The sequence below is a fragment of the Pseudomonas sp. E102 genome (assembly GCF_052660185.1).
In genome coordinates this window covers 1,555,076-1,570,164 of the sequence record NZ_CP084025.1, presented here as the reverse complement: position 1 = coordinate 1,570,164, position 15,089 = coordinate 1,555,076, and the positions used below count along the sequence as shown (strand labels likewise).

The following is a 15,089-nucleotide window of genomic DNA, read 5'->3' as shown; positions in this document are numbered from 1 at the left end:
TCGCAGCCGAGCGGGAGCAAGCTCCCTCGCCACCAGCGGCCGTCATCCGTCGGTAAGTCAGCCATCTTCTTCGATGTCCAGCAGCAGGTTTTCCAGCGCCTCGCGATAATCCCCCGGCGCCTGCCACATCCCCCGCTGCTGCGCTTCGAGCATGCGCTCGGTCATGTCCCGCAGGGCGTCGGGGTTGTGCTGCCGGACGAAATCACGGGTATGCGGATCGAGCAGATAGGCATCGGCCAGCAAGGCGTACTGGTGGTCTTCGATCAACTGGGTGGTGGCGTCGAAGGCGAACAGGTTGTCCACCGTCGCCGCCAGTTCGAACGCGCCTTTGTAGCCATGACGCTTGACCCCGTCGATCCACTTCGGATTGGCCGCGCGGGAGCGGATGACTCGGTTGAGTTCTTCTTTCAAGGTACGGATCTTCGGCAGATCCGGTTGGCTGTGATCGCCGTGATAACTGGCGGCGGTTTCGCCGCTAAGGGTTTCCACGGCTGCGAGCATGCCGCCCTGGAATTGGTAGTAATCGTTGGAATCGAGCAGGTCGTGCTCACGGTTGTCCTGGTTCTGCAACACCGCTTGCACCTGGCTCAGTCGCCGGGAAAATTGCGCCCGCGCGGCGGTGCCTTCGTCGCCCGCGCCATACGCATAACCGCCCCAGTTGAGGTATACCTCGGCGAGGTCTTCGCGACTCTGCCAGAGCCGACCGTCAATGGCCCCCTGCACGCCCGCCCCATAGGCGCCGGGCTTGGCGCCGAAAATCCGCCAGCCGGCCTGGCGCGCCGCGTCTTCCATGGGCAAGCCCGATTGCAGCAAGGCTTCGCGCTCGGCACGCACTTTGGTCGCCAGCGGGTTCATGTCATCGGGTTCATCCAGGGCCGCTACGGCTTGCACCGCCGCATCGAACAAGCGGATCAGATTGGCGAAGGCGTCCCGGAAGAACCCGGACACCCGCAACGTCACATCCACCCGAGGCCGGTCCAGCAGGCTCAACGGCAGGATCTCGAAATCGTCGACCCGCTGGCTGCCCGTGGCCCACACCGGACGCACGCCCATCAGCGCCATGGCCTGGGCAATGTCGTCGCCACCGGTGCGCATGGTGGCGGTGCCCCACACCGACAGGCCGAGCTGGCGCAGGTGATCGCCGTGGTCTTGCAGGTGCCGCTCCAGAATCAGGCTCGCCGACTGAAAACCGATGCGCCACGCCGTGGTGGTGGGCAAGTTGCGCACGTCGACGGAGAAGAAGTTGCGCCCGGTGGGCAGCACATCCAAGCGTCCGCGACTCGGCGCGCCACTGGGGCCGGCCGGTACGAAACGCCCGCCCAATGCGTCGAGCAAGCCGCCCATTTCCGCCGAGCCACAGGCATCCAGGCGCGGCGCGACGACGGCACGCAGGTGGTCGATGATGCCGTGCACCGTCTCCCAACCCGGCGCGTCGAGCTGCGCGATATCGCCGGCCAAGGCTTGCTCGATCAGTCGCGCCGCGAACAGCTCCAGACGCTCACGGCTGTCGCCGACGGTGCGCCAGGGCTCATCGCTGACGTCGCGCAAAGCCTCGGGACGTTCGCCGGCCCAAGGCTCGGCCAAGGCGCAATCGAGCGGATCGAAGCCCAACCCGAACGCCTTGGCCAGGGCCCGCAGCAGGCTCGACTGGGCGCCCTTGCCGTCGCCACGGGGAATGCGCAGCAATGCCAGCAAGGTGTCGATGCGCAGCCGTCCGCTCGGCGACTCGCCAAAAATATGCAGGCCATCGCGAATCTGCGATTCCTTCAGGTCGCACAGGTAGGTGTCCAGGCGCGGCAGCCAGATCGCCGCGTCGGCGTCGCTGTCGAGGCCGGCGTCGAGTTGCAGCTCGCGATCGATATGCGTCTCGCGCACCAGGGCCAGGATGTCCCGTTGCAATTCCCTGGCGCGGCGCGGATCGAGCAATTGCGCCTCGTAGTATTCGTCAGCCAGCAGCTCCAGGTTGCGCAGCGGCCCGTAGGTTTCGGCGCGGGTCAGCGGTGGCATCAGGTGGTCGATGATCACCGCCTGGGTACGCCGCTTGGCCTGAGCGCCCTCGCCCGGGTCGTTGACGATGAACGGATAGATGTTTGGCAGCGGCCCCAGCAACGCGTCCGGCCAGCAGTTTTCCGACAGCCCGACGCCCTTGCCCGGCAGCCATTCGAGGTTACCGTGCTTGCCGACGTGAATCACGGCGTGAGCGCCGTAGGTGTGGCGCAACCAGAAATAGAACGCGAGGTAGCCATGGGGCGGCACCAGGTCCGGGTCGTGGTACACCGCGCTCGAATCGACCTGATACCCCCGCGCCGGCTGAATGCCGACGAACGTCAGGCCCAGGCGCAGGCCGGCGATCATCAAGCGTCCATCACGGAACATCGGGTCCTGCTCGGGTGCGCCCCAACGTTCCAGCACCGCTTGGCGATTGGCCTCGGGCAGCGCGTCGAACAGGGCCCGGTACGCGTCGACGGCCAGGCTCTGATGACAAGGCCGCAGGTCGAGGCTGTCCAGGTCGTTGGTAACGCCGCCGAGCAACTGCCGGATCAGCGCGGTGCCGCTGGCCGGCAGCTCGGTGGTCAGCGGATAACCCTCGGCCTGCATCGCCCGCAGAATATTCAGCGCCGCCGCTGGCGTGTCCAGGCCGACACCGTTGCCGATGCGTCCGTCCCGGGTCGGGTAGTTGGCCAGGATCAGCGCCACGCGCTTTTCGCCGTTGGGCAGGCGCGCCAGGGTGGTCCAGCGGCGGGCCAGTCCAGCGACAAAATCCATGCGTTCGGGTATCGCCCGGTAGCAGACTACATCGCTCTGGCTGCGCTCGCTGCGCCAGGCCAGGTCCTTGAAACTGATGGGCCGGCTGATGATTCGCCCGTCCAGTTCCGGCAAGGCGATGTGCATCGCCAGGTCCCGTGGGCCCAGGCCTTGTTCGCTGGCGCGCCAGCCGGGTTCGTTGTCCTGGGCGCAGATCGCCTGGATCATCGGGATATCGCGGCGAAACGGCCGCAAGTGCGGCGCTTCCGGACTCGATTGTGCAAAGCCGGTGGTGTTGAGAATAACCCCCGTTGCCACTTCGTCCAGCCAGTCTTCCACCTGTGCCAGACAACCGGGTTCCTTGAGGCTCGCCACGGCGATTGGCAAAGGGTTGAGTCCCGCCGCTTGCAGCCGCTGGCAGAACACGTCGATGAACGCGGTGTTCGCGGCTTGCAGGTGGGAGCGATAAAACAACAGCGCCGCTACGGGATCGCCTGCCCGCCAGTCCGCTTGCCAATCATTCAGGGTCGCGTTGGTTTTTTCCGGGTGATAGATCGCCGTGCGCGCCAGGGGCTGGGGCTCGCCCCACGGATAATCGCGGCCAAACCATTGGCTGCCCAGGTGACGGAACAGGTTAAGGGCGTTTTCCAATCCGCCTTGACGAAGAAACTGCCAGAGCCGATCGCGGTGCTCGGCGGACACGTTGCTCAGGTCGCTGAGCTCCGGGTCCGGACGGTCGTCCCCCGGCACCAGGATCAGTTTCACCCCGCGCCCGGCCAGTTCCACCAGGCGCTCGACGCCGTAGCGCCAATAGCCGATGCCTCCGTGCAACGACAGCAGGATGACCTTGGCGTGGCGCAATACATCTTCAACGTACAGATCCACCGAGGCGTGGTTCTGCACTTGCATCGGGTTGGCGAGGCGAAACTGCGGAAAATCGTCCGGCAACTGCCGCGCCGCTTCTGCCAGCAGCGCCAGGCTGGAATCGCCGCTGCACAGGATCACCAGCTCGGCGGGGGTTTGCCCGAGGTCGGCGATGTTGTCATCCGACACGAAACCACCGGGCTGGGTCCTGAGCAGGTGCATGGTTTAGACGCTGAGGGCGGCGCGCAACTGCGCTTCGAGCAGCCCGGCGTCCAGGGCCTGGCCGATCAGTACCAGACGTGTGACGCGCGCTTCATCGGCGCCCCACTGGCGGTCGAAGTGCTTGTCGAAGCGCGTGCCCACACCTTGGATCAACAGGCGCATCGGCTTGTTCGGGATGGCCGCGAAGCCCTTGACCCGCAAGACGTCATGCTGAATTACCAGTTGCGTCAGCGCGTCCAGCAGCAGGCTTTCGTCAGCTTGGGGCAGTTCGATGGAAATCGAATCGAAGGCATCGTGATCGTGGTCGTCGTCATCGCCGTCATGGTGGTGGTCGTGATGGCTGTGGCGGCTGTCGATGTGTTCCTCGGAGCCCGCGCCCAGGCCGATCAACACGTCCAGCGGCAGGCGACCGTTGCTGGCTTCGATGACCTTGACCGCTGGCGGCAGCTCTTCGGCGACTTCCAGGCGGACTTTGGCCAGGTCCTCGGGGTTGATCAGGTCGGCTTTGTTGAGGATCACCAGGTCGGCGCTCGCCAGTTGATCGGCGAACAGCTCGTGCAGCGGTGATTCATGGTCCAGGTTCGGGTCCAGCTTGCGCTGGGCATCGACCTTGTCCGGGAACGCGGCGAAGGTGCCCGCGGCCACGGCCGGGCTATCGACCACGGTGATGACCGCATCGACGGTGCAGGCGCTGCGGATTTCCGGCCATTGGAAGGCCTGGACCAGCGGCTTGGGCAAGGCCAGGCCGGAGGTTTCGATGAGGATGTGGTCGAGGTCGCCGCGACGCGCCACCAACTCACGCATCACCGGGAAGAACTCTTCCTGCACGGTGCAGCACAAGCAGCCGTTGGCCAGTTCATAGACGCGGCCGTTGGCTTCTTCTTCGGTACAACCGATGGAGCACTGCTTGAGGATCTCCCCGTCAATGCCCAGTTCGCCGAACTCATTGACAATGACCGCGATACGTCGGCCTTGGGCGTTGTCGAGCATGTGCCGCAGCAAGGTGGTCTTACCCGACCCGAGGAAACCGGTGACGATGGTGACGGGGAGTTTGGCCAGTGTTTTCATCGGATGCCCTTTGGCAAGGTGGCGGGCAAACGGGACGACAACCACTGGCACAGGCGCGCGCGGAAGATTTCGCCACCGGATCACCCCGCCCGGTTGTAGTGAGAATCTGTTGTCGAGGCAGGTCTCCTGGCTGACGGCGGGCCAAATCGGCTTTTTTCAAAGCCGGGACTGACATTTTGCTGCGCCTTCCCGTGCGCCCGTTGTATAGGGCAAGCACAGTGGCCTTGCAGAAACAGCACCGTTCACAGTTGCGGGGGCAGCCGCGGCTTGGACCGCGTTCCCTTCTCAGGCTCTGTACGCGAACATTTCATACAGACCCTAGCTTCGGCGCGTGCCGAAGAACCTCGAAGGCGCAAGGCTACGCAGGGTGTGCGGGCGGGTCAATGTCCCAAGGCAATCTCCGACGACTGATGCGTCCTGGCGACTGCCCCAAGGGCAAGTCAGCGCGCCGCCACTCGCCAGAGCCGGGCGATGTCCCGGGCCCGCTCGGCCAGCAGGCGTGGCGCATCGGCGCAAGCTTCTTGTAGCGTCATCGGCCCATTCGCCAGGGCAAACGCGGCATCGATGCCGTGCTCATAAAGCGCTTCGTAGCCCTCCCCCAGCGTGCCGGCGATGACCACCACCGGTACGCCGCGCCGCTGGGCGATGCGGGCCACGCCAAACGGCGTCTTGCCACGCAGGGTCTGGGCGTCGAAACGGCCTTCGCCGGTGATCACCAGGTCGGCGCCGTCGATCGCATCGGCCAGGCCGGTCAATTGTGCGACGACTTCCACGCCGGTACGAAACTGCGCCTGGAGGAACGCCTTGGCGGCAAACCCCAGGCCGCCAGCGGCACCGCTGCCGGGTTCGTCGCGAACGTCGCGGTTCAACACTTGGGCACAATGTTCAGCAAAGTGTCCCAGCGCCCGGTCCAGTTGTTGCACCTGCTCGGCGGAGGCGCCTTTCTGCGGGCCGAACACGGCTGAAGCGCCATGGGGACCGCAAAGGGGGTTGTCGACATCGGCGGCAATCTCGAAGCACACGCCGGCCAGGCGCGGGTCCAGGTCGCCCAGGTCGATACGCGCCAGTTTGCCCAAGGCCAGGCCGCCGGGCGGCAGGGCTTGGCCCTGGTCGTCCAGCAATGCCGCGCCCAGTGCCTGCATCGCCCCGGCGCCGCCGTCGTTGGTGGCGCTGCCACCGATCGCCAGGATGACTCGGCTCGCCCCTTCATCCAAAGCGGCGCGGATCAGTTCGCCAGTGCCATAGGTGCTGCTGGAACAAGCGTCGCGCTGTCCCGGCGGCACCAGTTGCAGGCCGCTGGCCTCGGCCATCTCGATGATCGCCGTGCGGCTGTCGGGCAACCAGCCCCAGCGGGCTTGGACAGCGGCGCCCAGCGGGCCACGGACCCGCGCCTCGCGCCATTGGCCATCGCAGGCCGCGAGCACCGCCTCCACCGTTCCCTCGCCGCCATCGGCCATTGGGCACTTGATCAGCTGCGCGTCCGACCAGACCTCGGCCAGCCCTCCTGCGATGGCGTCCGCCACGGCCTGGGCGCTGAGGCTGTCCTTGAACGAGTCGGGGGCGATGACTATTTTCATTTTTGTTCTCCGGTTCCGATGTACAGCATGCTGCCAGCTGACCGCGACTCTGACGCCGGTCCGCCGCACAAAAGACCTTGGGCATTATTGGTCAAATTCACAAAGGATGGGTTGGCATTGCTGGCCTCTTCACGAGCAGGCTCGCTCCCACATGGGAACTGCTGTGGTCGCATATTCTGTAATCACTGGAGATCAATGGTGGGAGCGAGCCTGCTCGCGAAGGGGTCACTCCGGAAAGTTCTGATCATGGGGCAACAATTGAACCCCCAGGTACAACGCCAGCATCCCATCCAGCCTGAGCGGGTCGACGCCGCTGAGTTCGGCGATTCGTTCCATGCGATAGCGCAGGCTGTTGCGGTGGATGCCCAGGGCGTCGGCGCAGGCCTGGCTCTGGCCGTCGTGTTCGCACCAGCTTCGCAAGGTAGCGAGCAATTGGCCGTTGCTGTCCTTGGCGATCACTTTGCGCAACGGGCTGAGCAGTTCGTCGAGGGCATCATCGCTGCGATGCCGCCAGAGCATCACCGGCAGCCGATAGCGATTGAGAAGCAGCAAGCGCGACTGCGGCAGGACATCGCGCCCATACGCCAGCAGATCCGCCACCCGCCGGTAGCAACGGCGCAGCCCCGCCAGCCCCTCGGCCTGGCCGCCCACAGCAACTCGCAGGATGCTCCAGCCCAGGCCATCGAGCTTGCCCAGCAGCCGCTCGTTCTCCACCGAGGCCGTGACCGGCCGGCACCAGAGCAAGGAGGATTTGGACGACGTCAGGCACCAGCTGTCCGGGTAGCGCGACATCAGCCAGGCGCTCAGCGATTCGACGGTTTGACCAGGGCCATGCTCCAAGCCCAATTCGAACAGATACGGTACGCGCGACAGCTGCGGCTTGAGGCCCATCTGCTGCGCTTCATCGAGCAACCTTGGCGAATCCCCGGCATCGCCCAGCAGCAATGCCAGCAAGTCATCGCAACGCTGGCGGCGCCATTGCTGCTCGGCCTGCTGGTTGCGCTGGCCGAGCAACATTTCGGCGGTCATGCGCACCAGTTCGGCGTAAGTGCGCAATTGCGCGGGTTCGCCGGTAATGCCCAGCACGCCGATCAAGCGCTGATCGAGCATCAATGGCAGGTTGATTCCCGGCTGTACGCCCTTGAGGTGGACGGCGGTGTGCTCGTCGATTTCCACCACCCGTCCGTTGGCGAGGACCAGTTGCGCGCCCTCGTGGCGGGTATTGATGCGCTCGCGCTCGCCGCTGCCGAGGATCAAGCCCTGGTTGTCCATGACGTTGACGTTATAGGGCAGAATCGCCATCGCCCGGTCGACGATGTCCTGCGCCAGGTCGTGATCGAGTTCGAACATGGGCGGTGTTCCTTGCAAGCGGCGTGATTGTTGTTTTGAGGTGCGCCGCCCACGGGATTGGTCAGGCGCACAGGGTCGGATTGCAAACGTTGTGCTGCGGCACAAAGACACGGGACCTTGGGCTGGCCGAGACTCAAGGGGCGGTCAACGTTACCCCTTGGCACGCCAAAATCATAATAAAGAGAGCCCCGTCATGTCCCAGAGCGCAGCAGCCCTCCTGGCTACCCCCGACGAAAAGAATACCGTCTACAAGCGCATCACCCTGCGTTTGATCCCGTTCATCTTCATCTGCTACCTGTTCAACTACCTCGACCGGGTGAACGTTGGCTTCGCCAAGTTGCAGATGCTCGACGCGTTGAAGTTCAGCGAAACCGTGTACGGCCTCGGCGCCGGGATTTTCTTCATCGGCTACGTGCTGTGCGGCGTGCCGAGCAATCTGGCCTTGACCAAATTCGGCCCTCGGCGCTGGATCGCCCTGATGATGATCACCTGGGGCACGCTGTCGACCTGCCTGCTGTTCGTCACCACCCCAACCCAGTTCTACACCTTGCGGCTGTTCACCGGGGCGGCTGAAGCCGGGTTCTTCCCTGGCGTCGTGCTGTACCTTTCGCAATGGTTCCCGACGTTCCGCCGTGGCCGGATCATGGCGCTGTTCATGTCGGCCATCCCAGTGTCGGGGCTGCTGGGCAGCCCGTTTTCCGGCTGGATTCTCAACCACTTCGCCGCCGGCCAGGGCGGCCTGGCGGGTTGGCAGTGGATGTTCCTGCTGCAAGGCATCCCGACAGTGATTCTCGGCGCCCTGGCGTTCTTCCTGCTCAGCGACACCTTCGCCAAGGCCACCTGGCTGACCGACCATGAACGCGCCGTGCTCACCGCCGACCACGCCGAAGACCTGGCCAACAAACCGAAAACCACCACAGACTCCCTGGCCGCCGTGTTCAAGAACCCGGCGATCTGGGCCTTCGGCCTGGTGTACTTCTGCATCCAGAGCGGCGTGTATGCGATCAATTTCTGGCTGCCGTCGATCATCAAGAACCTCGGTTTCAGCGATAACCTGGTGATCGGCTGGCTGAGTGCGATTCCCTATCTGCTGGCGGCGGTGTTCATGTTGCTGGTGGGGCGCTCGGCGGATCTGCACAAGGAGCGTCGCTGGCACTTGGTCGTGCCGATGCTGATGGGCGCGGTGGGGCTGCTGATCGCGGTGAACTTCGCCACCACGCCGGCCATCGCCATCCTCGGCCTGTCCATCGCCACCATGGGCGCCCTCACCGGCCTGCCGATGTTCTGGCCGGTGCCCACCGCCCTGCTCAGCGCGGGCGCGGCGGCCGGCGGGCTGGCGTTGATCAACTCCATGGGCCAGATGGCCGGTTTCCTCAGCCCATACCTGGTGGGCTGGGTCAAGGACACCACCGGCTCGACCGATGCGGCGCTGTACCTGCTGGCCGGCGTGATCGTCTGCGGCAGCCTGTTGGCGCTGCGCATGACCCGCACCTTGCGGGCCTGACACCCCTTTTACCCTGTGGGAGCGAGCTTGCTCGCTCCCACAATTGATTTGTGGTGGTTTGAGAATTCTGTTTGATCCTTGCGGCGGTTCTGGTATTTGATTGAACCTTCCCCATGAATAAAAGGATCTTGTCATGAGCTACCGCACGCTAGGCCATTCAGGGTTGCAAGTCTCGACGTTGACCCTGGGCACCATGATGTTCGGCGAACAGACCAGCACCGAAGATTCGCTGCGGATCATCGACAAGGCCTGGGACCAGGGCATCAACTTCATCGACACCGCGGACGTCTACACCGGCGGTCGCTCCGAAGAAATCGTCGGCGAGGCGATTGCCCATCGTCGCCATGAATGGGTGCTCGCCACCAAGGTCGGCTTCGGCCCGCCGGACGGTATGCCTAACCGCAGCGGCCTGAGCCGCAAGCATCTGTTCAATGGGATCGAGGCCAGCCTGACGCGCCTGGGCACCGATTACCTGGATATCTATTACCTGCACCGCGAAGACCACAACACCCCGCTGCACGTCACCGTGTCGGCCATCGGCGACCTGATTCGCCAGGGCAAGATCCGCTACTGGGGCCTGTCGAACTACCGCGGCTGGCGCATCGCCGAGGTGATCCGCATTGCCGACAGCCTGGGCATCGACCGCCCGGTCATCAGCCAACCGCTATACAACATCGTCAACCGCCAGGCGGAAACCGAGCAGATCACAGCGGCGCAGAATTATGGCCTTGGCGTGGTGCCATTCAGCCCCCTGGCTCGCGGCGTGCTCAGCGGCAAGTACGCGCCAGACGTCGCACCGGACGCCAACAGCCGTGCCGGACGCCAGGACAAGCGCATCCTGGAAACCGAATGGCGGGTCGAGTCCCTGCGCATCGCCCAGCAGATCCTGGAATACACCCAGGGCCGGGGCGTGGGCATCGTCGAGTTCGCCATCGCCTGGGTGCTGAACAACAATGCCGTCACCTCGGCCATCGTCGGGCCGCGCACCGAGGAGCAGTGGGATTCGTACACCAAGGCGCAGGCGGTGAAAATCACGGCAGAGGATGAAGCATTCATCGATTCGCTGGTGACACCGGGCCATGCCTCGACGCCGGGGTTCAATGATGTCGGCCATTTCGTGCCGGGGCGCGTGCCGCGTACGTCGTAACTTACACTGAGATCACCGTGGCGAGGGAGCGTGCTCCCGCTCGGCTGCGCAGCAGTCGCTCTTTGGGGCCGCTACGCGGCCCAGCGGGAGCAAGCTCCCTCGCCACGGGTAAACGGCTTTCCGTATCGTGCTGCAATTCCAATAACAAGAGGCATCCGTGTCCAAAGGCATCGCTCTATCGGTCTCGGCATCCGCCCTGTTCGCCGTCATGTACTACTACACCTCGCTGCTCGCGCCGCTGACGGGCCTGGAGATTTTCGGTTGGCGCATGTTGCTGACGATGCCGTGCATGACTGCGTTCATGCTGATCTCCCGTGAATGGAAACTCGTCTCGGATCTTGTCGCACGCCTGATCGCCACGCCGCGCTTGCTGCTGGGTGCAATGGCGTCATCGGCACTGATGGGGGCGCAGTTGTGGCTGTTCATGTGGGCGCCGCTCAACGGCTACAGCCTGGACGTGTCGCTGGGCTATTTCCTGCTGCCGCTATCGATGGTCCTGACGGGGCGCATCGCCTATGGCGAGCGCCTTTCGCGTCTGCAGAAAGCCGCGGTGTTTTTCGCCTCTCTCGGCGTGCTCAACGAGCTGTACCGGGTGGGTGGGTTTTCCTGGGCGACGTTACTGGTGGTGCTGGGCTATCCAATCTATTTCATCCTGCGCAAACGCCTTCGCACCGACAACCTGGGTGGGCTCTGGCTGGACATGACGTTGATGCTGCCGTTGGCGCTCTGGTTCGTGCAGAGCGGCGAACAAGGTTTCAAGGTTTTCAATCAACACCCGTGGCTGTCGCTGCTCATCCCGCTGCTCGGCGTCATCAGTGCCTCGGCCCTGGTGGCCTATATCGTTGCCAGCCGGTTGCTGCCCTTCAGCCTGTTCGGGCTGTTGAGCTACGTCGAGCCGGTGTTGTTGCTGGGGGTCGCGCTGCTGCTGGGTGAAAGCATCCAGGCTGAAGAATGGCTGACCTATATCCCCATCTGGATGGCCGTGGCGGTTCTGGTATTCGAAGGGTCCAAGCATATGGTGCGGCAACGGCGCCGGGCCTGACTGCCCCAGCTTGCATCACGAAACACTCTGCGCCCACGCGCCAGGTCCAGCTCCTTTATCATGCCCGCACGAACGCCAGGAGGGCGCTCGGCAGACCTTACGATAAAGGAATTATCGATGTCAGAACCTTCCCAAGGGCGATCCGCCCAACCAGGAGTGGAACGGATTCCACCTGTGGTGATCACCGATATCACGTCCCATCCGCTGCAACGTCTGCCCGAACATAACGACACGCAACCGGATAAAAAACCAACGCCCCGGGAACGGCTCACGCGTTTGGATGAACGCCTGGGGCCGGTGAAGATTGGCGAGTTGAGCATAAGCCGCGTCGACCTTTATCGCATGGGCGCACGCCTGGGCGACGACGGGACCGCAACAGACTCGGCACTTCTTTCGCAACCGGACGGAGCGCTGATCGATGCCGTCCGGTTCGATCCACTGATGATCGAGACTTACATCAAGGCGCACCCTTCGGGCAACGCCCCCGATGCGACCTCTCTGTTGTTCGAGCTCGCGTCCGTCCGGTCCTCCAGCTCCCCCGCGATTCTTGAGCCAACACCAGGCCACGTCCCCAGCGGGTCGATGGACACGTTCGGCAAATTGCTCGATGCGTTGCAGGCGATGCAAGCGTTGCAGGGCCAACCCTTCGCACCGGGCATGCCAACCTGGGTCAACAACCTGAAGAGCCACGGTATGCTCACCGCTGCGCTGGGCATGCAGATCTACGGAATCTATGGTGGTCTGGTGGGGATCCGTGATGGCCTGAGAAACAGCGATCTGGCCGAGATAGCGGTCAGCTCCGGGGAAATCGGCGGTGAGCTCACTTCGGTCATGGTGGAGCACGGGCTGTTGAAGACCGGAAAACAAATGCTGCGCCAGGCTGACCGGGTGCTCATGGGCTTCAAGGCCACCGCCGTGGGCAAATGGCTGATCCGCAGCGCGGGCCTGATGGCCGGCATCCTCACGCTCCCTTTCGATATCTACCACGCCATCAATGCCTTCGACGCCGCCGCCAGATCCACGGGCAAGGAAGCCATGGACCATTACGTCTCGGCCGGCATGAGCGTGGCGAGCGCAGGCCTCTCGGTCGCGCTCGGGGCGGCGGCAATGGCGGGGTTCGGTCTGACCGGCGCGGTTGGGTTGGTGGCGTGCGCCGTCCTGATGGTGGGCGCAAGGGTCTACGGCGCAGCACGCCAGGTCGATGACATTGACGATTACATTGAGCTGAGCATCAACGAACGCTGGCGCTCGGGTTGGTTCGCGTTCACTGGGCAAGCGCTCGATACTCAAGTGATGGGACGCTACGAGGTTGCGCGCACCCGTGTCGGGTACACCCAAGCGCTGGTGGACCAGGCGCGCAAGCTGCTGGACGGCGAGCTGAAACCCAGCGTGGAAGCCCTCGTCAGCGGCCGCTTCGAAGTCAACATGCAACCGCTCAAGCACTGGAGACTGCACTGGGATGACGGCGAGCAGCCTTACCGGGAAGTGAGCACACCAGAGGTAGTGGAAAGCGACGATGTAATCGACGCATCTCGGGGGCTGGACAAGGCTCCCAGGGTGACCGTCGGTGAACCGGGCAAGGGCAAGGGCATCTATTGGCAGTTGGGTGGCGGCAACGACCAGGTCTTCGGCGTATACGACAAACCCAACTACTTCAGCTTCTCAACGGGTAAAAAGAGCCTGACGGGAGGTTCGGAGGATGATGCGTTCATGTTCCATGTGAACGAGACACTCAAGACGCCGGTCGTGGATGCCAGGAACGCGCTGCATGGCGGCGCGGGCAACGACACGCTGTCGTTGCAGGGTCGACTCCCGGACGTCAACGGCTCTTACGCCTATCTCGGCCTTGAAATCGATCTGCCCGGCGGACTCTCCCTGTTGAAGTCCCACGACGACACCCACCCTGCCCACTACGCAACGATCACCTCGATTGAAAACGTCGAGACACTGCCCCGTGGCTACAGCCGAGTCATCGGTGACCGGCACCCCAACCACATCACGCTCAATGGTATGGATGACCGAGCCACCGGTGGACGCGGCGATGATGTGTTCCGGCTGATGGGCAACTCCAGTCGGGTCGACGGTGGCCCCGGCACGGACCGTTACTACGTCGCCATCAACACTGGCGACATCCATATCACCGAGGATGGGACGGAGCCGAGCATCATTGAACTCGGCTATCCAGCGGAAGGGATCAAGGGTTGGGAAATCCAGGGCACGTCATTGAAGGTGACGTTATCCCATGATGCGCAGACAACGGATTTATTTCGCGAGCTGTGCATTGTCGATACGTATTGCCAGGTTGGGACTCAACGGGTCCTGCGTAATGACGCTCTGCTGTTCGTGACGCAAGATGGCTTCACTTTCAAGCCGGATCTGCCAGACGCTTTGCTCGCCCCGGAAGATCACCCCGTCAGCGCGATCATGATGCATCAAGGCAAATCGCCGCCCGCGCCGGTCATTTTCAATGGTGAAAAAGTCGCCTCACGGGATCTCGTCTCCGAAAACTATTTCGTTGCCAGGGAATGCCCCGACCCTATCTTCGATATCCCGCAGCAACCGGCCAACGCAACCACCACGCTGTTCCTGGACCATGACGACAGCGAATTGGAAGCCGTCCACGCTCATTATCGCGTGGAGGTTCGCACCATCGGTTATTGGAACTGGCTGACCTACAGCGACATGAAGCTGGTGCTGCAATTCACCAACGGCACGCGGCTGACGCTCGATCATTGGATGAAGCATAACCAGGGTGTTGCGTCGAATGTCACGGGCACGTTGATGTCCACTGGCGTATCGCTCACGCGCGCCATCACTCTGGTCTTTCGTGACGGCACCTCCTACCGGGTGGGTACGGTACGGCCGTCATTCCACGATGATTATCAGAACCCGGGAACACGCGTGGTCGAGGGGCGCCATGTACTGCGCCGACGCCCTGGTCGTGCTGTCTTCCGGTCCCCGTCCCGTGAAGTCATACGCCTGCCTTCCAGACCGCAAAAAATCAGGTTGCCTGAACGCCAGCACACCAGCATTTACGAGCTGGAGGGCAACGCCTCCACTTACGAAGTACACCCCAGCCCTGGCGCCACCCTGCGCCTGTATACGACCAGCGCAACCGATTCGTCGGTGTGGAATATTCACGCCGACAGCTTTGACATGGATCTGGCCCGCAGCGATATCCGTGTCGGTAGGACCTGGGTCCTGCTCGGTGACGTGCGGTTGTTGCTCACGCCAGCGTCCGATGACCGGAAACCACCGGAAATTGTGCATGTGGAACTCCTGTCCGGCACCCGTTACCAGATCGACACCGATCTGGGGAAAGCGCGACTGTTGAGCATCAATGCCAGGTTCCATGCCGACATTGCCACGCTCCTGCGAGAAATCCAGGCCCATGAAGCTGATGGCAGCCTGGCGACGACATTTCTCAGCGTCGCTGGCGTTCGCCTCGCTGACGGCACGCCAGGCGCGATCTTCTATGACGTACTGGACCAGCGCTGGATTCTCGATAGCGACGACACGCAAGAAGTGAACAGCTCGGACCTGATGATCGGGACCGTTGCCCAGCACTGA

8 protein-coding genes and 1 riboswitch are annotated in these 15,089 nt (G+C 63.4%); of the genes, 4 read left to right on the top strand and 4 right to left on the bottom strand.

Annotated features, from left to right (window positions below; all coding sequences use genetic code 11):
- Nucleotides 1-57 precede the first annotated feature (57 nt).
- The 4 genes from cobN to DOCECA_RS07280 form a co-directional block, all read right to left on the bottom strand.
- On the bottom strand, nucleotides 58-3,831 hold the full coding sequence (gene cobN / locus DOCECA_RS07295; RefSeq protein WP_445571672.1) for a cobaltochelatase subunit CobN: 3,774 nt from the start codon (nucleotides 3,829-3,831) through the stop codon (nucleotides 58-60).
- 3 nt (nucleotides 3,832-3,834) lie between these two features.
- The gene (gene cobW / locus DOCECA_RS07290) at nucleotides 3,835-4,899 is read right to left on the bottom strand and encodes a cobalamin biosynthesis protein CobW (RefSeq protein WP_420767731.1); all 1,065 of its coding nucleotides are present in this window, start codon (nucleotides 4,897-4,899) and stop codon (nucleotides 3,835-3,837) included.
- 99 nt (nucleotides 4,900-4,998) lie between these two features.
- A riboswitch (cobalamin riboswitch) is annotated at nucleotides 4,999-5,235 on the bottom strand.
- A gap of 104 nt (nucleotides 5,236-5,339) precedes the next feature.
- Nucleotides 5,340-6,476 (bottom strand): glycerate kinase, encoded by a 1,137-nt coding sequence (locus DOCECA_RS07285; RefSeq protein WP_434563641.1) that lies wholly within the window; start codon nucleotides 6,474-6,476, stop codon nucleotides 5,340-5,342.
- A 225-nt stretch (nucleotides 6,477-6,701) separates the two neighbouring features.
- Complete coding sequence (locus DOCECA_RS07280) at nucleotides 6,702-7,826, bottom strand: sugar diacid recognition domain-containing protein (RefSeq protein ID WP_434563639.1); 1,125 nt, start codon at nucleotides 7,824-7,826, stop codon at nucleotides 6,702-6,704.
- A 193-nt stretch (nucleotides 7,827-8,019) separates the two neighbouring features.
- Between DOCECA_RS07280 and DOCECA_RS07275 the strand changes: the two genes are divergently transcribed.
- The 4 genes from DOCECA_RS07275 (at nucleotide 8,020) to DOCECA_RS07260 (ending at nucleotide 15,089) form a co-directional block, all read left to right on the top strand.
- Nucleotides 8,020-9,330 (top strand): MFS transporter, encoded by a 1,311-nt coding sequence (locus DOCECA_RS07275; RefSeq protein ID WP_434610992.1) that lies wholly within the window; start codon nucleotides 8,020-8,022, stop codon nucleotides 9,328-9,330.
- A 133-nt stretch (nucleotides 9,331-9,463) separates the two neighbouring features.
- Nucleotides 9,464-10,477, top strand: a complete 1,014-nt coding sequence (locus tag DOCECA_RS07270) for an aldo/keto reductase (RefSeq protein ID WP_434563635.1) — start codon at nucleotides 9,464-9,466, stop codon at nucleotides 10,475-10,477.
- 157 nt (nucleotides 10,478-10,634) lie between these two features.
- A complete protein-coding gene (gene rarD / locus DOCECA_RS07265) occupies nucleotides 10,635-11,519 on the top strand; it encodes an EamA family transporter RarD (protein WP_420767726.1) in 885 nt (294 codons plus the stop codon).
- A gap of 117 nt (nucleotides 11,520-11,636) precedes the next feature.
- Nucleotides 11,637-15,089, top strand: a complete 3,453-nt coding sequence (locus DOCECA_RS07260) for a hypothetical protein (protein WP_445571671.1) — start codon at nucleotides 11,637-11,639, stop codon at nucleotides 15,087-15,089.

Bases quoted from the DNA above. Each gene is read 5' to 3' on its own strand.
- DOCECA_RS07275 (WP_434610992.1), top strand. From the start codon at position 8,020: ATGTCCCAGAGCGCAGCAGCCCTCCTGGCTACCCCCGACGAAAAGAAT.
- cobN (WP_445571672.1), bottom strand. From the start codon at position 3,831: ATGCACCTGCTCAGGACCCAGCCCGGTGGTTTCGTGTCGGATGACAAC.
- DOCECA_RS07260 (WP_445571671.1), top strand. From the start codon at position 11,637: ATGTCAGAACCTTCCCAAGGGCGATCCGCCCAACCAGGAGTGGAACGG.
- DOCECA_RS07280 (WP_434563639.1), bottom strand. From the start codon at position 7,826: ATGTTCGAACTCGATCACGACCTGGCGCAGGACATCGTCGACCGGGCG.
- DOCECA_RS07270 (WP_434563635.1), top strand. From the start codon at position 9,464: ATGAGCTACCGCACGCTAGGCCATTCAGGGTTGCAAGTCTCGACGTTG.
- DOCECA_RS07285 (WP_434563641.1), bottom strand. From the start codon at position 6,476: ATGAAAATAGTCATCGCCCCCGACTCGTTCAAGGACAGCCTCAGCGCC.
- cobW (WP_420767731.1), bottom strand. From the start codon at position 4,899: ATGAAAACACTGGCCAAACTCCCCGTCACCATCGTCACCGGTTTCCTC.